Source organism: Marmoricola sp. Leaf446 (assembly GCF_001424755.1).
GTDB lineage: Bacteria > Actinomycetota > Actinomycetes > Propionibacteriales > Nocardioidaceae > Marmoricola.
The window spans coordinates 1,505,542-1,521,751 of the sequence record NZ_LMRF01000001.1; the positions used below are offsets into that span (position 1 = coordinate 1,505,542).

Sequence of the window (16,210 nt, forward strand, 5' to 3'; positions counted from 1 at the left end):
CGTCCTGGTGTGGGTCTGGGTCTGGATCCAGGTGGCGGGCTCGGTCCGCGACGCGACCCTGGCGCTCGCCGGGCCGGGACGCCGCATCGACGCCTCGGCCACCGACCTCGCGGGCCGGCTGCGCGACGCCGGCGACACCGTCTCGGGCCTCCCGCTGGTGGGTGACGAGGTCCGCAGCCCCTTCGACGGCGCCGGGGGAGCGGCCGAGGGCATCGCCGGGGCGGGCCGCGACCAGGTCGCCGCGGTGGAGTCGCTCGCCCACTGGTTGGGGATCACCGTGGCCGTCGTACCGATCCTGCTGGTGCTGCTCCTCTGGCTGCCGGGCCGGGTCCGCTTCGTACGCCGCGCCACCGCCGGGCAGCGGTTCCTCGACGCCCGCGCCGACCTCGACCTGTTCGCGCTCCGGGCGATGGCCCACCAGCCGCTGCACGTCCTCGCCCGCGTCGACGACGACCCGGCCGGGGCCTGGCGCCGGGGCGACGCCACCGTCGTCGACCGGCTGGCCCGGCTCGAGCTGAGGTCGGTGGGGCTGAAGCGACCGGCCCCCGGGGCGGGGAGTGGCAGGGTGGGCGCGTGACCGATGCCACGACCGACGCCCGCGCCGACGAGCCCGCCGACCCCCAGGCCCGCACCGACCTCATCGTCTCGGTGTTCAAGGACGCCTTCGCCCCGCTGATGCAGGCCGACCCGCAGGCCTTCCGCTTCAAGTACCGCAAGATGGCCGCCAGCCCGCACGCCTTCTACCGCGGCTCCGCCTGCTTGTTCTACGCCGACATGACCGGCGTGGACGACGAGTGGGTCGACGAGCGCACCGGGGCGATCTGGATCCACGGCGACCTGCACGTGGAGAACTTCGGCACCTACCTCAACTCCGACGGCCGGCTCGTGTTCGACATCAACGACTTCGACGAGGCCTACATCGGCCACTACACGTGGGACCTGCGCCGGTTCGCCGCCAGCCTCGCCCTGATGGCGTGGCAGAAGGCGCTGCCCGCCGCCGACGTCGAGGCGCTCGTACGCCGCTTCCTGCGCGGCTACCTCTCCCAGGTCGACCACTACGCCTCGACCGAGGACGACGAGGACTTCGCGCTCCACCTCGACAACACCGAGGGCCCGATCCTCACCGCCCTGCTCAGCGCCCGGGCCATCAAGCGGGCCGACCTGCTCGACGGCATGACCCACATCGAGGACGGCGTGCGGGTCTTCACCCCCGACCACTCGATCCGGATGCTGCCCGACGACGAGCGCGCGGCCGTCGAGGCGGCGTTCGCGGCCTACCTCGACACGATCCCGGCCTCCAAGCGGTTCGACCGGTCGCTGTTCTACGACCTGCGCGACGCGGTGGGCAAGTCCGGCTTCGGCATCGGCAGCGCCGGGCTCCCGGCGTACAACCTGCTGGTGGAGGGCTACAGCCAGGCCCTCGACAACGACGTGGTGCTCTCGATGAAGCAGGCCAACGTGCCGGCGCTGAGCCGGTTCCAAGACTCCGCGACCATCGAGGGCTACTTCGAGCACGAGGGCCACCGCACCGTGGTGAGCCAGCGCGCGCTGCAGGTGCACACCGACCCGCTGCTGGGCCACACCGAGATGGCCGGCACCGGCTACGTCGTCTCGGAGATCTCGCCCTACGAGGTCGACCTCGACTGGGACGACATCACCGAGCCCGACGACATCGCCGCCGTGGTCGAGCTGCTCGGTCGGGCGACGGCCAAGATCCACTGCGCCTCCGACGAGGACAGCGACCAGGACCTCGTCGACTTCCAGGTCGAGCAGGCCATCGTGGCCTCGTTGAAGGGGCGGCGACGCGCGTTCGCCGACCACCTCGTGGAGTTCGCGGTGACCTACGCCGAGACGGTGCGCACCGACCACGCGCTGTTCGTCGACGCCTTCCGCAGCGGGCAGATCGGCGTCGCCGCCACCTGAGCGCCGTTCAGAGGACGCGGGCGCCGGGGCCGGGAGAGGCGTCGATGAAGTCCGGCTGGGTCCAGCCGCGCAGCACGAACGCGTGGGTGAGCGCCGAGCGCACGGCGGCGAGCCGCTCGACCGGGACCAGCGCGATCGCGGAGCCGCCGAAGCCGCCCCCGGTCATCCGGGCCCCCAGCGCGCCGGCCTCCCGGGCCACCTCGACCGCGACGTCGAGCTCCTCGCACGAGACCTCGTAGTCGTCGCGCAGCGAGGCGTGCGAGGCGTCCAGCAGCGGGCCCAGCAGGGTCCAGTCGTCGGCGCGCAGCGCCTCGACGAAGGCGTCGACGCGGCGGACCTCGGAGACGACGTGGCGGGCACGGCGCAGCAGGGTCTCGTCGAGGTCGGCCTGCTCCAGCGCGGCGGGGGAGGCCTCGGCCAGCGTGTCCACGCCCAGGAGGCGCGCGGCCTCCCAGGCCTGGTCGCGGCGCGCCTCGTAGCCGCCGTCGGTGAGCTCGTGGCTGACCCGGGTGTCGACCACCAGCACCCCGAGGTCGTGGGAGGCGGGGTCGAAGCGGACCTGCTCGCGGGCCCCGGTGCCGAAGTCGAGCAGCAGCGCGTGGTGCTCCTCGGCGTGCACCGAGACCGCCTGGTCGAGGCCGCCGGTCGGCGCCCCGACCGTGTCGGACTCCGCGCGGACGCCCGCCTGCTCCAGCTGCTCGGGGGTGCGGGCCAGGTCGAGCAGCGCGTCCACGGCGTACGCCACGCTGCACTCCAGCGCCGCGGAGCTCGACAGCCCGGCGCCGATCGGCACGTCGCTGCTGATCGCCACGTCGAGGCCCTCGGTCACCTCCAGCGCGAGCACCACGCCGGCGACGTACCTCACCCAGCCGGGGGCGTCGTCGAGCGCGTCGACCCGGCCCTCCCAGGCCTCGTCGCGGCTGGTGACGCGGAGCAGGTCGTCGTCGCGGCGGGTGACGCGGGCCGTGGTGGCCTGCCGCAGCGCGAACGGCAGGCACCGGCCGCCGTTGTAGTCGACGTGCTCGCCGATCAGGTTGACGCGGCCGGGGGCGACCCCCGTGGCTGCGGCGGGCGGGGCGGCGGGCTCGTGGTCGGACACCCGGACACCCTAGGGCGGACCCCGGCGGGTCGTCGGGGGCGGCGCGTAGATTGCGTGACCGTGCGCTTCCTCGACGACCACCGCCCGCCGTACGACCTGACCTACGACGACGTCTTCATGGTGCCGGCCCGCTCCGCGGTCGCCAGCCGCTACGACGTCGACCTGGCCCAACGGCCCGGTGACGGCACCGGCACCACCGTGCCGCTCGTGGTCGCCAACATGACGGCCGTCGCGGGTCGTCGGATGGCCGAGACCGTGGCCCGTCGCGGCGGGCTCGTCGTCGTGCCGCAGGACATCCCGCTCGACGTCGTGGCCGACGTGGTCGGCTGGGTCAAGGAGCGGCACACGGTCTTCGAGACCCCGATCGTGCTCGACCCGCACCACACCGTGAGCGACGCGCTGGCGCTGCTGCCCAAACGCGCTCACCGCGCCGCGGTCGTGCTCGAGGGCGGCCGCCCCGTGGGCGTCGTCACCGAGGCCGACTGCCTCGGGGTCGACCGCTTCACCCAGGTCGCCGACGTGATGACCACCGACATGACGACGCTCAAGGCGACGATGGAGCCGCGGGAGGCCTTCGACGTCCTGCACGCCTCGCGGCACCGGCTCGCTCCCGCCGTCGACGACGACGGCCGGCTGGTCGGCATCCTGACCCGCACCGGCGCGCTGCGTTCCACGATCTACGCCCCGGCCGTCGACGCGCAGGGCCGGCTGCGCATCGCCGCGGCGGTCGGCGTCAACGGTGACGTGGCCGGCAAGGCCGCACGGCTGCTCGGGCTCGGCGTCGACACCCTCGTGGTCGACACCGCCCACGGCCACCAGGAGCGGATGCTCGAGGCGCTGCGCGCCGTGCGCGCGCTCGACCCCGGCGTGCCCGTCGTGGCGGGCAACGTCGTCTCGGCCGACGGGGTCCGCGACCTCGTCGAGGCCGGGGCCGACATCATCAAGGTCGGCGTCGGCCCGGGCGCCATGTGCACCACCCGGATGATGACCGGGGTGGGTCGCCCGCAGCTGAGCGCGGTGCTGGAGTGCGCCGCGGCGGCTCGCGAGCTGGGCAAGCACGTCTGGGCCGACGGGGGAGTGCGCCACCCCCGCGACGTCGCCCTGGCCCTGGCCGCCGGCGCCTCGCAGGTGATGGTGGGCTCGTGGTTCGCCGGCACCCACGAGTCGCCCGGCGACCTCCACGTCGGCGCCGACGGCCGCGCCTACAAGGAGAGCTTCGGCATGGCCTCGGCCCGCGCCGTGGCCAACCGCACCTCGACCGAGACGGCGTTCGACCGTGCCCGCAAGGGGCTCTACGAGGAGGGCATCTCCTCCTCGCGGATGTTCCTCGACCCGGCGCGGCCCGGCGTGGAGGACCTGGTCGACGAGATCTGCTCCGGCGTCCGCTCCGCCGCGACGTACGCCGGGGCGCACGACCTCGCCGAGCTGCACGACCGTGCGGTGCTCGGCGTGCAGTCCGCCGCCGGCTTCGCCGAGGGGCGGCCGCTGCCCGGAGGCTGGTGAGGGGGTGCCCGATTGGGCGCCGGCCCGGGCTCCTTGGTAGTGTTCCCCTCGCTCGTCCGGGTGGCGGAATAGGCAGACGCGCTAGCTTGAGGTGCTAGTCCCCGTATAGGGGGTGGGGGTTCAAGTCCCCCCTCGGACACAGCACGATGGGCCCCGCACCGCGGGGCCCATCGTCATGTCCCGGACGTGTGGCGCCTGCCCCACCGGTCCAGGCCCGACCGCAGGGCTGCCGCCCGGCTGGTCTCCAGCTCGGTGACGACCTGTGCGGCCAGGTCGTCCAGCCGTGCGACCGTGGCGACGGGCAGCTCGCGGGGGTGGTCGTCGAACACGCAGAGCGTGCCGATGACGAAGCCCGAGGGCGCGACGAGCGGGTGCGCGCCGTAGAAGCGGACGTGGGCCCACCTGCCGTTGACGAACGGGTTGTCCGCCCAGCGCTCGTCGACCGACGCGTCGGCGACGTGGACGGTGCGACCGGCGTCGATGATCGCACCGCACATGGAGTCCCCGCGGTGGTGGAAGGTGACCTCCGCGCCCACCGCGGCCACGGTCCGCTGCGTGGTCGACCCCATCAGGTTGATCGCGGCAGCGGGCACGTCCGCGACACGGGCGGCCCGCAGCGCGAGGTCCTGCAACCAGGGGGCACCTTGCGGGACGTGGTTGTAACGGCCCACCTCCTGGTCCCGGTCGACCGTGGTCGCGAGCGGGACCAGGGGGACGGTCGGAGACGTCGCGCACTTCACTCTGATCACGGTGACTCCCAGCTGGCCTGGCCCGAGACCGGAGGGACCCGAGGACGGTGCGCGCGGCACCGACCCGGGTGTGACGGGGAGATCATGGCACCGGGATCGGACATCTCCGGGCGAATGCCGTGGTGGTCTAGTCGGTGGTCCAGGACCCGTGCCCGTCAGCCCGCGGCCTGCAGCTCGTCGGCGTCCTGCCGGGCGACGCCCGGCCAGCCGATGCTGGGGTCGTGGCCCCGGAAGTTGGACAGCCACCAGCCCCAGTCCTCGGGCACGAGGGTGAAGGGGTCGTCGTGCCCGAGCTCGCGCGCGGCCCAGACGGGCCAGTGTGGGTTGGCCAGGGCCGGACGTCCCAGCAGCACGAGGTCGACCTTGTCCTCCCGGATGGCCCGGTCGGCGTTCTGGGGGACGCCGAGGTTCCAGCTCACGGTGGCCGGGATGCCGACCTCCGCGCGGACGCGGGCGCCGCGCTCGACCCAGGCCGACGGGGTCGGGAAGAACGCGTCGCGCATGTCGTCGGTGTTGCCACCCATCGAGAGGTCGATCATGTCCAGGCCGTGGTCCTTGAGCCAGCGCACGACCTCGATCGACTCCTCGAACTGCGCGCCGTCGGGGTGGAAGTCGTCGCACCCGAGACGAGCGGTGAGGGGGAGGTCCTCGGGCCAGACCTCGCGCACCGCGTCGAGGGCTTCGAGGAGGAACCGGGCGCGGTTCTCCAGGCTGCCGCCGTAGGCGTCGGTGCGCTTGTTGGCCAGGGGGGAGTAGAAGCTCGCCCCGAGGTAGCCGTGGGCGAAGTGCATCTCCAGCCAGCGGTAGCCGGCCTCGTGGGCCCGTACCGCGGCCTCGGCGTACTGCCGGTGGATCGTCCTGATCTCGTCCACGCTGAGGGGGTGCACCGGGTAGGGCCGCTTCTCGAAGCCGTAGGGCACGTCCGAGGGCCCCACCACCTGCCAGCCCTCCGGGTGGTCGGGCGGGAGCTGGGAGCCGAGCATGCCGCCGACCCACGGCTTGAGCTCGCTGCCGTTGCGGCCGGTGTGGCCGAGCTGGATCCCCGCGACCGAACCCATCTCGTCGATGATGGAGGTGACCCGGCGGTGTCCCTCGACCTGGTCGTCCTTCCAGATGCCCGCACAGTGGGGCGTCGTACGTCCGTCCGGGGTGATGGCCACCTGCTCGGGGTAGATCAGCCCGAACCCGCCGGCGGCTCGGGCGCCGAGGTACATGACGTGGAAGTCGTCCATGTGGCCGTCGGTCGAGCGGTACATCGTCATGGGGGACATGGCGATGCGGTTGCGCAGCGTCACGCCCTTGAGCGTGTACGGCGAGAAGAGGTGGGGCATCGAGGGCCTCGGTTTCCGTCGGGGGCTGTGGCGCCAGTACAGGTCCACCCGGATTCCCCACCGTGTCATCGGGGTGACATCCGCGGAACATCGACCTCACGACCTCACGCCGTGACCGGCGCCACACGAGTGCTCGGCGGGCAGTGCGGGGGCTGCGCGGGGCGTGCGTGTGGCGGGACTCACGGGTCGACCACCCGGCCGCGACCCGGCGCCCGGTCGGTCCCCTGGTGGCTGCCAGCCTGGTGCCGTGATCGTCGATCCACGGTTGAGACCCACGCGCGCGGGCGCGAGCTTCCTGGTCACCATCGGGCTGGTGGTGCTCTGGGACGTCGCGGTGACGGCGACGTTCTTCGCGCGGCCGGGCTGGTTCAGCGACGGCGAGTTCCCCTTCGCGCTGTTCGGCAGCGCGATCGCGCTGTTCATCGGCGTGTCCATCAACGCGGCGTACGGCCGGTGGTGGGAGGCACGCACGCTGTGGGGCCAGGTGGTCAACTCCTCGCGGAGCCTGGGCAGGCAGGCGGTCACCACGATCGGGGACCAGGGCGCGGCTCGCGCGGTCGTCCAGGCCCAGATCGCCTACGTGCACGCGCTGCGCACGTCGCTGCGCGGGCAGGACCTCCCGCACGAGGCGTCCGTGCACCTGCCCGACGCCCCGGACCCCGACGACCCCCGGGTGGCCGACACGCCGACGGCCATCCTGGCGCGGTGCGGGGACATCCTCGCCCGGTCCCGGGCCCGGGACGACGTCTCGGAGCTGGCCCGGGTGCAGCTGGAGTCGACGCTGGTGGCGCTCACCGACGCCCAGGGAGGGTTGGAGCGGATCAAGAACACGCCGCTGCCGGTGCAGTACCGGGTCCTGCCCAGCCTGTTCGCGCGGCTGTTCTGCCTGGTGCTGCCGTTCGCGGTGGTGCACGACCTGATGTGGGCCACGCCCGTGGGGTCGGCGCTGATCAGCTTCATGTTCCTGATCACGGTCAAGGTCGGCACCGACCTGGCCGACCCCTTCACCGACGGGGTCCACGACGTGCCCATGACGACGCTGTGCCGCACCATCGAGATCGACCTGCTGCGCCTGATCCGTGAGGAGGCTCCTCCGCGGCTCACCCCGACCGACAGCGTCCTGTGGTGAGGTGGCCCCGCCGCCGGGTCAGCCCGTGATGGCGCGAGGCGTCCACGTCGAGGTGTAGGTCAGCCCGCTGCGACGGAACAGCTGGGTGACGGGGCAGCGACGCTCGAGCTCGGCCACGAAGTGGTCGAAGGTCTCGCCCTGCGCGTCGGTCTCCACGGTGGCCTGGACGGTCACCGAGGTGAAGTTGGCGTTGCCCTCGGCGCCGCCGACGAACACCGAGGGGTCGAGGTCGCCCTGGGCGGTGAAGCTGAAGGATCCGACCCGGATGCCGAGGTCCTTGGCCACCAGCTGGGCGCTGATCTGGTTGCACGAGGTCAGGGCGCCCAGGGTGTAGGCCAGCGGGCTGGGCGCGGAGTCCTCGCCCCCGAAGGCCGGGTAGGTGTCGGAGGTGAACCGGTGCGAGCGGTCGCCCTGGACGGTGATGTCCTGGGCGACGCCCGATCCGGTGCTGTCGACGGCGAAGGGGACGGTGGACATGAGGGCTCCGATCAGCATGTAAGTGGATCTACATACTACTGATTGCTGGTGGCGACCCCATTGCGGGTCCGGGTCCTCGGAGGCCTCAGCTCAGCTGGGTCGGGGCGACGTACCGCTTGGGCTCGGTGCCGCCGTCAGGCGACTCGTCGCTCGAGGTGCCCAGGGGACGCCCCTGCGACGGGGCGTCGACGGCCGACGGGACCAGGCGCACGATGATCGACTTGTACGCCGGCTGGTTGCTGCCGATCGCCTTGGAGTCCAGCGAGACCAGCGGGTTGGTCTCGGGGTAGTACGCCGCCGCGCAGCCGACGGGCGTGTCGTAGGAGACCACCCGGAACCGCTCGACCGTGCGGGTCGAGCCGTCCTCCCACTCGCTGACGATGTCCACGTGCTGGCCGTCTCGCAGGCCCTGCGACTCGATGTCGCGCGGGCTGAGGAAGACCACCTGCCGCCCGTCCTTGACGCCGCGGTAGCGGTCGTCGAGGCCGTAGATGACGGTGTTGAACTGGTCGTGGGAGCGCATCGTCTGCAGCAGCAGGCGGCCCTCGGGCACCTGGAGCACCTCGGTGGGGCTCACCGTGAAGACCGCGCGCTGCACGTCGGTCTCGAAGGTGCGGGTGTCCCGCGGCGGGTGCGGCATGACGAACCCGCCCGGCTGGTCGACCTTCTCCTCGTAGCCCGCGCAGCCCGGCACCATCCGACCGATGCGGCGCCGCAGCTGGCGGTAGTCGTCGCGGAACTCCGCCCACGGGATGCCGTGGCGGTCGCCCAGCGTCGCCATCGCGGTGGAGGCGATGATGTCGACCTCGGAGCGCAGGTGGGGGGAGGCGGGCTCGAGCGGCCCCTGGGAGGCGTGGACCGAGCACACCGAGTCCTCGACGGTCACCCGTTGCGGTCGCCCGCCGGTCAGGTCCTTCTCGCTGCGACCCAGCGGCGGCAGGATCAGCGCCACCTTGCCGTGCACGAGGTGGGACCGGTTGGGCTTGGTGGACACCTGCACCGTGAGGTCGGCCCGCCGCAGGGCGTCCTCGGTCACGGTGGTGTCCGACATGGCGCCGACGAAGTTGCCGCCGAGCCCGAAGAAGACCTTGGCCCGCCCGTCGCGGAAGGCCTTCACGGCCGCCACGGCGTCGAGGCCGTGCTCGCGCGGGGGCTCGAAGCCGAACTCGTCGCGCAGCGCGTCGAGGAAGTGCGCCGGCGGCCGCTCCCAGATCCCCATGGTGCGGTCGCCCTGCACGTTGGAGTGGCCGCGGACCGGGAAGAGCCCGGCGCCGGGCTTGCCGATGTTGCCCTGGAGGAAGGCGAGGTTGGAGATCTCCTTGACGTTGGCGACGCCGTTGCGGTGCTGGGTGATGCCCATCGCCCAGCAGTAGACCGTCCTGCGGGAGCCGGCGATCATGCGGGCGGCCTCCTCGATCTGCTCGCGGGGGAGTCCGGTCGCCTCCAGGACGAGGTCCCAGTCGAGCGCGCGCAGGTGCTCGGCGTACGCCTCGAAGCCGTGGGTGTGCTGCTCGATGAAGTCACGGTCGAGCGCGCCCCACTCCAGCAGCAACGAGGCGATCGCCTGGAACAGCGCCAGATCGCCGTTGATGCGCACCGGCAGGTAAAGATCGGCCATGGTGGTGCCGCGGCCGACCACGCCCCGGGGGTTCTGGGGGTTCTTGAAGCGGACCAGGCCCGCCTCCTTGAGCGGGTTGATCGCGATGATCCTGGCGCCGTTCTTCTTCGCGATCTCGAGAGCGCTGAGCATCCGCGGGTGGTTGGTGCCCGGGTTCTGCCCCGCGATCACCAGCACCTCGGCGTCGTGGACGTCGTCGAGGGTGACCGAGGCCTTGCCGATGCCGATCACCTCGGCCAGCCCGACCGAGGTCGACTCGTGGCACATGTTGGAGCAGTCGGGCAGGTTGTTGGTGCCGTAGGCGCGGACGAAGAGCTGGAACGCGAACGCCGCCTCGTTGGAGACCTTGCCCGAGGTGTAGAAGACCGCCTCGTCGGGGGAGTCGAGCCCGTTGAGGTGCTCACCGATCAGCCCGAACGCGTCGTCCCAGGCGATCGGCTCGTAGTGCGTGCCGCCCTCGCGCAGCACCATCGGCTCGGTGATGCGCCCCTGCTGGCCCAGCCAGTAGTCGGTGCGGCCCTCGAGCTCCGCGACCGGGTGGGCGGCCCAGAACTCCGGCCCGGCACGCCGCAGCATCACCTCGTCGGTGACGGCCTTGACGCCGTTCTCGCAGAACTCGGCGGTGTGGCGGTGCTCCGGCGACGGGTCGGGCCACGCGCAGCCCTGGCAGTCGAACCCGTCGGCCTGGTTGAGCTGGAGCAGGGTCTGCGCCGTACGGCGTACGCCCATCCCCTCGAGCGCACGCTTCATGCTGACCGCGACCGCGGTCGGGCCCGCCGCGTGGTCCTCGGGGTGGGTCACGGACAGCTCGGACTCGTCGATGTCGACCTGGGGTGCCTTGCGGCTCATGGGATGCGCCTCTCGTCGGGTGCACGCTGTACCCGCCGCGGCGCCCGACATGTCAGGTGCCGGGGTGAGCCATCCGACCCGGTCGGGCGGGGCGTCCTGCACACCGGAGGGTGGTCGGTGCGCTAGTTTCCGCGGACCGGCACCGACTCGGAGGCACCCCATGCGCAGGACCACGGCAGCACCCGCCCTGATCTGCCTCGCGCTGCTCGTCGGCGCCACCGGCTGTGGCGGCGAGGAGCCACCGGCGGCCGAGCCCTCGGGATCGCCGTCCACCCCCGGCGGGTCGGACGCGTCGTCGCCGTCCTCGTCCTCATCCTCGTCCCCGTCGGCCTCGTCGTCCGGCACCCCGTCGGCCTCGGCCAGCGCCTCGGCCAGCACCCCGCCCTTCACGGGCGACCTCCGGCCCGACGACGGCGGACCGGGCGAGGGCAACGGGCTCGGCGTCACCGGCGTGCGGGTCGGCCGGCAGGACGGGTTCGACCGGGTCGTGTTCGACCTCGGCGGCACCGGCACCCCCGGCTGGCGGGTGTCCTACGTCGCCCGGCCGGTCCAGGACGGGTCCGGCGACCCGGTGCGGATCGCCGGGTCGGCGTACCTCCAGGTCGACCTGCGCGGTCTGGGGATGCCCTCGGACACCGGCGTCCCGGAGTTCGGCGACAGCACGACCCGCGTCCGCGGCACCGGCGGCATCGCCGAGGTGGCCCCCGGGTCCGTCTTCGAGGGCCAGCAGCAGGCGTTCATCGGCCTGACCGGCTCCCGGCGCCCGTTCCGCGTCTTCGCGCTCACCGGTCCCACGCGGGTCGTCGTGGACGTCCGCTCGTGACCGCCCGCCGGACGGCGCCCCTGCTGGTCGCCGCCGCGGGGAGCCTCCTGCTGGCGGGCTGCGGCGGCGGCGGTGGGAGCGCCGAGGAGCCCGGCTCCACGGCATCCGACAGTCCCTCGGCCTCGGCGTCGTCGACGTCCGGACCCTCGGACGGTCCCGGGGCGCTGGCCCAGCTGGGCCGCGATACCGCTGCCGGGAGCCCGGAGGAGTTCGGCGAGCGGGACCGCTGCGTCAACGCGAGCGACTACGTCTACCTCACCGGCACGCTGGCGGGGGAGTCCGAGACCGATCCGGCCCTCGCCGCCACGGCCCTGCGCCGCATGGACGCGATCAACGCCGCCATGGTCGGGCAGGTGCCCGAGGACCAGACGGTCGACGCCCTGGCCACCCGCCGCACGATCCGGGTGCTGGGCGACGCGCTGCAGGCCGACCCCGGGCTCGACCTGGGCAGCCTGCCCCGCGACGTGGTGGAGAGGATCCTGCCGCTCCAGGACCGCGTCGCCGGCTTCGTCCAGGCCCAGCGGGCCGACTGCGAGGGCGAGGTCGAAGGCTTCGGCACGGGCCTGCGCCCGCCCGTCTAGCGAGCGCGCCCGTCGGACCTGCGCGTCAGGCGGCGAGCCCGCGGGCGCGCAGCCACTGGTCGGGGTCGACCGGGGTGTCGCCCGCGGGGTGCACCTCGAGGTGGAGGTGCGGACCGGTGACGTTGCCGGTGGAGCCCACGCGGCCGATCGGGGTCCCGGGCCCGACACGCTGACCCGGCTCGGCGACGAACGCGCTCTGGTGGCAGTACCACAGCTCGGTGCCGTCGTCGAGGCGTACGACGGTCTTGTTGCCGAAGGCGCCGTCGGACTCCGCGGAGACCACGGTGCCCGGCCCGATCGCGACCAGGGGGGTGCCCTCAGGGGCGGCGAAGTCGAGACCGGTGTGCGTGCTGGACCACAGCGAGCTGGAGGCACCGAAGCGCCCCGTGAGGTGGTACGCCGCGACGGGCAGCTGCCACGGCGGCGGCTTCTCGACCAGCTCGGCGCCCCGGACCACCCGGGCCGGCGGCACGAGGGCGGCCAGGCCGGCGGGCGACAGGGTCGGCTCGCCGACGCGGGTGCGGTCCGCGGCGCGGACGACGGCGGCGCCGGCGTCCCGCCCGGCCGCGTCCTCGGTGGCGGCGACGGCGGAGCCGGGGGCGGCGAGGAGCAGGAGGGAGGGAAGCGTCAACGGCAGCATCAGCAGACGTCGCCGCGTCCCGGGCATGACGGAGCTGGGGGGAACGGAGTTCAGGGGCATGGTGAGGGGGTGTCACCTCGAGGCGCCGCGGTGCACGGATGGGCGGCCGAGTCCGCCTGCCGTGGTGGCCCGTGTGGTCGGGGCGCACCGCTGCTCGTGGGAGGAGTCCTGGTGTCGGGGTCACCGCGGCCCGCACGAGCAGGTGGGGCGCATCTCGGGCGCACGGCTCTGGTCTGGTGCGACCCCGGCGCCCGAGGCGTCCGGCTCACCCGCACGGGTGTGTCGCCCGTCCAGTGAGACAGCCTCGGGCCCCAGGTGCAAACCCGGATGTCGGCCCCGTCACACCTCGGCGGCCGGTCCACGCTCAGCGGGTGAGCAAGGTCACCGGGGCCGAGCGCCGGGTGATCCGCGATTCCATGCCCGGCGGCTCCGGACGCAAACCTGCGCAGATGTGCGGGCTAGACAGGTCCAGGACGCGTACGCCGCGGGCTGGGCGCGGGCCCGGGGGCCGCTTAGCCTCGACCCCATGGACGACACGCACGCCCCGAGCTCGGGGGCCGGGATCGGCAGCACCGCCCTCGGGCGGCTGCAGCTGCGTGTCCCCGACGACGGTGGCTTCGAGGACGTGGTCGTCGAGCGCCGCTGGCCCGACATGGTCGCGGCCCGGGCCTGGTGCGAGCGCACCATCGCACGGGCCAGCGCCGGCACCACCGTGATGGAGGTGCAGGTCTTCGAGGAGTCGTGGCGGCACGCCAAGTCGTGGGAGACCACGCGGCACCGCCCGGTCGCCGAGGTGCTGCAGCTCGCGGTCGTCGCGGCCGACGGCACGCTGCGCTGGACCGAGCCGCGCTCCATGACGCCGCGCGCCGGCGCCCGCCACCTGCTCTGACCCCGGCTGGGGCACGATGGGGCGCATGACGACCCCTGCCTCCGAGCCGAGTCCCGTGTCGACGTACGACCCTGCGGCCGAGGTCGTGGAGATCTGCCGCGACCTGATCCGGATGGACACCACCAACCACGGCGACGGCGACGGGCCGGGGGAGCGCAAGGCCGCGGAGCACGTGGCCTCGCTGCTCGAGGACGTCGGCATCACCACCGAGCTGTGGGAGGCCGAGCCCGGCCGCACCAACGTCCTGGCCCGCTGGGGCGGAGACGGCAGCGACGGGGCCGAGCCGATGCTGCTGCACGGCCACCTCGACGTCGTCCCCGCCGACGCCGACGACTGGGCGGTCCACCCGTTCAGCGGCGAGGTGCAGGACGGCATGGTCTGGGGCCGCGGCGCGGTCGACATGAAGGACTTCGACGCGATGCTGCTCTCCGTCGTCCGGGCGAGGGCGGCGGCGGGCCAGGTGCCCTCCCGGCCGCTGGTGCTGGCGTTCACGGCCGACGAGGAGGCCGGCGGCCACCGCGGCGCCGGGCCGCTCGTGGAGGCCAAGCGGGAGTGGTTCGAGGGCTGCACCCACGCCGTGGGCGAGGTCGGCGGGTTCTCCACCACCGTCCGCGGACGTCGCCTCTACCTCGTCGAGGCCGCGGAGAAGGGGATGGCCTGGATGCGGCTGACCGCGACCGGCAACGCCGGCCACGGGTCGATGCGGCACCCGGACAACGCCGTCACCCACCTCGCCGAGGCGGTGGCCCGGATCGGTCGCCACCCCTGGCCGGTGCAGCTGACCCCCACGATGGAGGTGCTGATGGCGGTCGTCGGCGAGCTCGCCGGGGTGGAGGCCACGCCGGAGAACGCCGAGGAGCTGGTCGAGGAGTTCGGCAGCGCCTCGCGGATGCTGGCCGCGGTGCTCAAGCACACCACCAACCCGACGATGCTCCAGGCCGGCTACAAGGTCAACGTCGTGCCCGGCCAGGCGACCGCCCGCATCGACGGACGGTTCCTGCCCGGGCACCAGGAGGACTTCGTCGCGACGCTGCACGAGCTGGCCGGTCCCCACGTCGAGGTCAGTTTCGACAGCCTGCAGGCCGGCCTGGAGACGTCGTACGACGGGCCGGTGGCCGAGGCGATGACCGCCTCGCTGCTCGAGGAGGACCCGGACGCCCTCGTGGCGCCCTACCTGATGAGCGGCGGCACCGACGCCAAGCACTTCACCAAGCTGGGGATGCGCGCCTACGGCTTCGCGCCGCTGCGCCTGCCCGAGGACCTCGACTTCACCGGCCTCTTCCACGGGGTCGACGAGCGGGTGCCGGTCGACGCGCTGGAGTTCGGGGCGCGGGTCTTCGACCGGTTTCTCGGCAAGCTCTGAGCCCTCGGCAAGCTCTAGACGAACACCGTGCGCTGCCGGATGATCCGGCGGCGCAGCAGCACCCGGCGGGTGCCGTCGTGCTTGATCTGCACCCGGTCGAGCTCCCAGCCGCCGTGCTCGGCGCGCTCGACGAGCATGCGGGTGACGGCGGTGCGGGAGTGCTCGCGGGAGATGAGCAGCTTCTCGAACTCGTACTCCACGCCCGGGCGGAGCGCGCGGTGCTGCATCCGGCGGGCCTTGGCCGACGTCATCTGGTGGTCTCCTCCTCGGGTGTGGACGACACGTCCTCGAGCGCGGTGACGATCTCGGCGGGGAGGGTGCACTCCTCGACGCCGAGGGCGTCGCGCAGCTGGGCCGCGGTGCGGGCCCCCACGACCGGCGCCACGACGCCGGGGCGGTCCCGCACCCACGTCAACGCCACCTCGAGCGGAGTCCATCCCAGCCCGTCGGCGGCCTTGACGACCGCCTCGACGACGCGGGCCGAGCGCTCGTCGAGGTAGCGGCCCACGAAGCCGCCGAAGTGGGGGGAGGCGGCCCGGGAGTCCGCCGGGGTGCCGCCGCGGTACTTGCCGGTCAGCACGCCCCGGCCCAGCGGCGACCAGGGCAGCAGCCCCAGCCCCAGCGCCTGCGCCGCCGGCACGACCTCGGCCTCGACGGCGCGGTTGAGCAGGGAGTACTCCACCTGGTGGGAGGCCAGCGCCGCCCGACCCGGCACGGCGCGCTGCCAGGTCGCGGCCCGGGCCGACTGCCAGCCGGCGTAGTTGCTGATCCCGACGTACGCCGTCCGGCCGGTCGTCACGGCGAGGTCGAGCGCCGCCAGCGTCTCCTCCAGCGGCACCCGGTCGCTCCAGGTGTGCACCTGCCACAGGTCGACGTGGTCCACGCCGAGCCGCGTCAGCGAGGCGTCCAGCGAGGAGAGCAGGTGCCGGCGGGAGACGTCGACGTAGCGCTCACCGCGACGGCGCCCGACCCCGGCCTTGGTCGCGATGACGAGGTCGTCGCGGGCCACCACGTCGCCGACCAGGCGGCCCAGCAGCCGCTCGGAGTCGCCGTCGGTGTAGCCGGCGGCGGTGTCGACCAGGGTGCCGCCCGCGCCGGTGAAGGCGGCCAGCTGCTCGCGGGCCTCGTGCTCGTCGGTGTCCCGGCCCCAGGTCATCGTCCCCAGGGCGAGCCGGGAGACCGAGAGCCCGGTCTGCCCGACGTACCGCGTCCGCATGCCCCGCACGCTATCCAGGC

At 73.4% G+C, this 16,210-nt stretch carries 16 protein-coding genes and 1 tRNA gene; 9 read left to right on the forward strand and 8 right to left on the reverse strand.

Annotated elements, in window-relative coordinates; translation table 11 throughout:
• Both ASG49_RS07155 and ASG49_RS07160 read left to right on the forward strand, forming a co-directional pair.
• Nucleotides 1–577: hypothetical protein (locus tag ASG49_RS07155; RefSeq protein WP_056538907.1), on the forward strand; the 577-nt coding region annotated here is incomplete at its 5' end.
• Entirely contained in the window at nucleotides 574–1,923 is a 1,350-nt protein-coding gene (locus ASG49_RS07160; RefSeq protein ID WP_235561938.1) for a DUF2252 domain-containing protein, read from the forward strand. The genes ASG49_RS07155 and ASG49_RS07160, both read left to right, overlap by 4 nt.
• 7 nt (nucleotides 1,924–1,930) lie before the next feature.
• Here the strand turns inward: ASG49_RS07160 and galK are convergent, their stop codons facing one another.
• Nucleotides 1,931–3,022, reverse strand: coding sequence for a galactokinase (gene galK / locus ASG49_RS07165; RefSeq protein ID WP_056538910.1), 1,092 nt, complete (start codon nucleotides 3,020–3,022; stop codon nucleotides 1,931–1,933).
• A gap of 60 nt (nucleotides 3,023–3,082) precedes the next feature.
• Here galK and ASG49_RS07170 point away from each other — a divergent pair, with 60 nt between their 5' ends.
• Complete coding sequence (locus ASG49_RS07170; protein ID WP_056539973.1) at nucleotides 3,083–4,525, forward strand: GuaB1 family IMP dehydrogenase-related protein; 1,443 nt, start codon at nucleotides 3,083–3,085, stop codon at nucleotides 4,523–4,525.
• 54 nt (nucleotides 4,526–4,579) lie between these two features.
• A tRNA-Leu gene (locus ASG49_RS07175) sits at nucleotides 4,580–4,664 on the forward strand.
• A 34-nt stretch (nucleotides 4,665–4,698) separates the two neighbouring features.
• On the opposite strand, the gene ASG49_RS07180 is transcribed toward ASG49_RS07175, so the two are convergent.
• Together ASG49_RS07180 and ASG49_RS07185 are read right to left on the reverse strand one after the other, a co-directional pair.
• On the reverse strand, nucleotides 4,699–5,274 hold the full coding sequence (locus ASG49_RS07180; RefSeq protein WP_156384207.1) for a GAF domain-containing protein: 576 nt from the start codon (nucleotides 5,272–5,274) through the stop codon (nucleotides 4,699–4,701).
• A 155-nt stretch (nucleotides 5,275–5,429) separates the two neighbouring features.
• Nucleotides 5,430–6,605, reverse strand: coding sequence for an NADH:flavin oxidoreductase/NADH oxidase (locus tag ASG49_RS07185; RefSeq protein WP_056538915.1), 1,176 nt, complete (start codon nucleotides 6,603–6,605; stop codon nucleotides 5,430–5,432).
• A gap of 247 nt (nucleotides 6,606–6,852) precedes the next feature.
• On the opposite strand from ASG49_RS07185, the gene ASG49_RS07190 reads away from it, so the two are divergent.
• A complete protein-coding gene (locus ASG49_RS07190; protein WP_200936217.1) occupies nucleotides 6,853–7,734 on the forward strand; it encodes a bestrophin family protein in 882 nt (293 codons plus the stop codon).
• Nucleotides 7,735–7,752: 18 nt separating this feature from the next.
• Here the strand turns inward: ASG49_RS07190 and ASG49_RS07195 are convergent, their stop codons facing one another.
• Both ASG49_RS07195 and ASG49_RS07200 read right to left on the reverse strand, forming a co-directional pair.
• Complete coding sequence (locus tag ASG49_RS07195) at nucleotides 7,753–8,211, reverse strand: OsmC family protein (protein ID WP_200936218.1); 459 nt, start codon at nucleotides 8,209–8,211, stop codon at nucleotides 7,753–7,755.
• An 85-nt stretch (nucleotides 8,212–8,296) separates the two neighbouring features.
• Complete coding sequence (locus tag ASG49_RS07200; RefSeq protein WP_056538921.1) at nucleotides 8,297–10,678, reverse strand: FdhF/YdeP family oxidoreductase; 2,382 nt, start codon at nucleotides 10,676–10,678, stop codon at nucleotides 8,297–8,299.
• 160 nt (nucleotides 10,679–10,838) lie between these two features.
• On the opposite strand from ASG49_RS07200, the gene ASG49_RS07205 reads away from it, so the two are divergent.
• Together ASG49_RS07205 and ASG49_RS07210 are read left to right on the forward strand one after the other, a co-directional pair.
• The gene (locus tag ASG49_RS07205) at nucleotides 10,839–11,501 is read left to right on the forward strand and encodes a hypothetical protein (protein ID WP_056538924.1); all 663 of its coding nucleotides are present in this window, start codon (nucleotides 10,839–10,841) and stop codon (nucleotides 11,499–11,501) included.
• The gene (locus tag ASG49_RS07210; RefSeq protein WP_056538927.1) at nucleotides 11,498–12,082 is read left to right on the forward strand and encodes a hypothetical protein; all 585 of its coding nucleotides are present in this window, start codon (nucleotides 11,498–11,500) and stop codon (nucleotides 12,080–12,082) included. Before ASG49_RS07205 ends, ASG49_RS07210 begins: the two co-directional genes overlap by 4 nt.
• A 25-nt stretch (nucleotides 12,083–12,107) precedes the next feature.
• Here the strand turns inward: ASG49_RS07210 and ASG49_RS07215 are convergent, their stop codons facing one another.
• Nucleotides 12,108–12,782: a M23 family metallopeptidase gene (locus tag ASG49_RS07215; protein ID WP_082533841.1), complete on the reverse strand. Its 675-nt coding sequence runs from the start codon at nucleotides 12,780–12,782 to the stop codon at nucleotides 12,108–12,110.
• A gap of 466 nt (nucleotides 12,783–13,248) precedes the next feature.
• On the opposite strand from ASG49_RS07215, the gene ASG49_RS07220 reads away from it, so the two are divergent.
• Both ASG49_RS07220 and ASG49_RS07225 read left to right on the forward strand, forming a co-directional pair.
• On the forward strand, nucleotides 13,249–13,611 hold the full coding sequence (locus ASG49_RS07220; protein WP_056538932.1) for a hypothetical protein: 363 nt from the start codon (nucleotides 13,249–13,251) through the stop codon (nucleotides 13,609–13,611).
• Between the two features lie 25 nt (nucleotides 13,612–13,636).
• Nucleotides 13,637–14,974, forward strand: coding sequence for a M20/M25/M40 family metallo-hydrolase (locus tag ASG49_RS07225; RefSeq protein WP_056538935.1), 1,338 nt, complete (start codon nucleotides 13,637–13,639; stop codon nucleotides 14,972–14,974).
• Nucleotides 14,975–14,988: 14 nt separating this feature from the next.
• Here ASG49_RS07225 and ASG49_RS07230 read toward each other — a convergent pair whose 3' ends face one another.
• Nucleotides 14,989–15,201, reverse strand: coding sequence for a DUF5703 family protein (locus tag ASG49_RS07230; protein ID WP_056539978.1), 213 nt, complete (start codon nucleotides 15,199–15,201; stop codon nucleotides 14,989–14,991).
• Nucleotides 15,202–15,221: 20 nt separating this feature from the next.
• Entirely contained in the window at nucleotides 15,222–16,190 is a 969-nt protein-coding gene (locus ASG49_RS07235) for an aldo/keto reductase (protein ID WP_056538937.1), read from the reverse strand.
• Between the last annotated feature and the right edge of the window lie 20 nt (nucleotides 16,191–16,210).

What these genes read in the sequence shown, in the direction of transcription:
- ASG49_RS07200 (WP_056538921.1), bottom strand. Translation starts at nt 10,678, where the DNA reads ATGAGCCGCAAGGCACCCCAGGTCGACATCGACGAGTCCGAGCTGTCC.
- ASG49_RS07205 (WP_056538924.1), top strand. Translation starts at nt 10,839, where the DNA reads ATGCGCAGGACCACGGCAGCACCCGCCCTGATCTGCCTCGCGCTGCTC.
- ASG49_RS07215 (WP_082533841.1), bottom strand. Translation starts at nt 12,782, where the DNA reads ATGCCCCTGAACTCCGTTCCCCCCAGCTCCGTCATGCCCGGGACGCGG.
- ASG49_RS07195 (WP_200936218.1), bottom strand. Translation starts at nt 8,211, where the DNA reads ATGTCCACCGTCCCCTTCGCCGTCGACAGCACCGGATCGGGCGTCGCC.
- ASG49_RS07220 (WP_056538932.1), top strand. Translation starts at nt 13,249, where the DNA reads ATGGACGACACGCACGCCCCGAGCTCGGGGGCCGGGATCGGCAGCACC.
- ASG49_RS07235 (WP_056538937.1), bottom strand. Translation starts at nt 16,190, where the DNA reads ATGCGGACGCGGTACGTCGGGCAGACCGGGCTCTCGGTCTCCCGGCTC.
- ASG49_RS07230 (WP_056539978.1), bottom strand. Translation starts at nt 15,201, where the DNA reads ATGCAGCACCGCGCGCTCCGCCCGGGCGTGGAGTACGAGTTCGAGAAG.
- ASG49_RS07225 (WP_056538935.1), top strand. Translation starts at nt 13,637, where the DNA reads ATGACGACCCCTGCCTCCGAGCCGAGTCCCGTGTCGACGTACGACCCT.
- ASG49_RS07185 (WP_056538915.1), bottom strand. Translation starts at nt 6,605, where the DNA reads ATGCCCCACCTCTTCTCGCCGTACACGCTCAAGGGCGTGACGCTGCGC.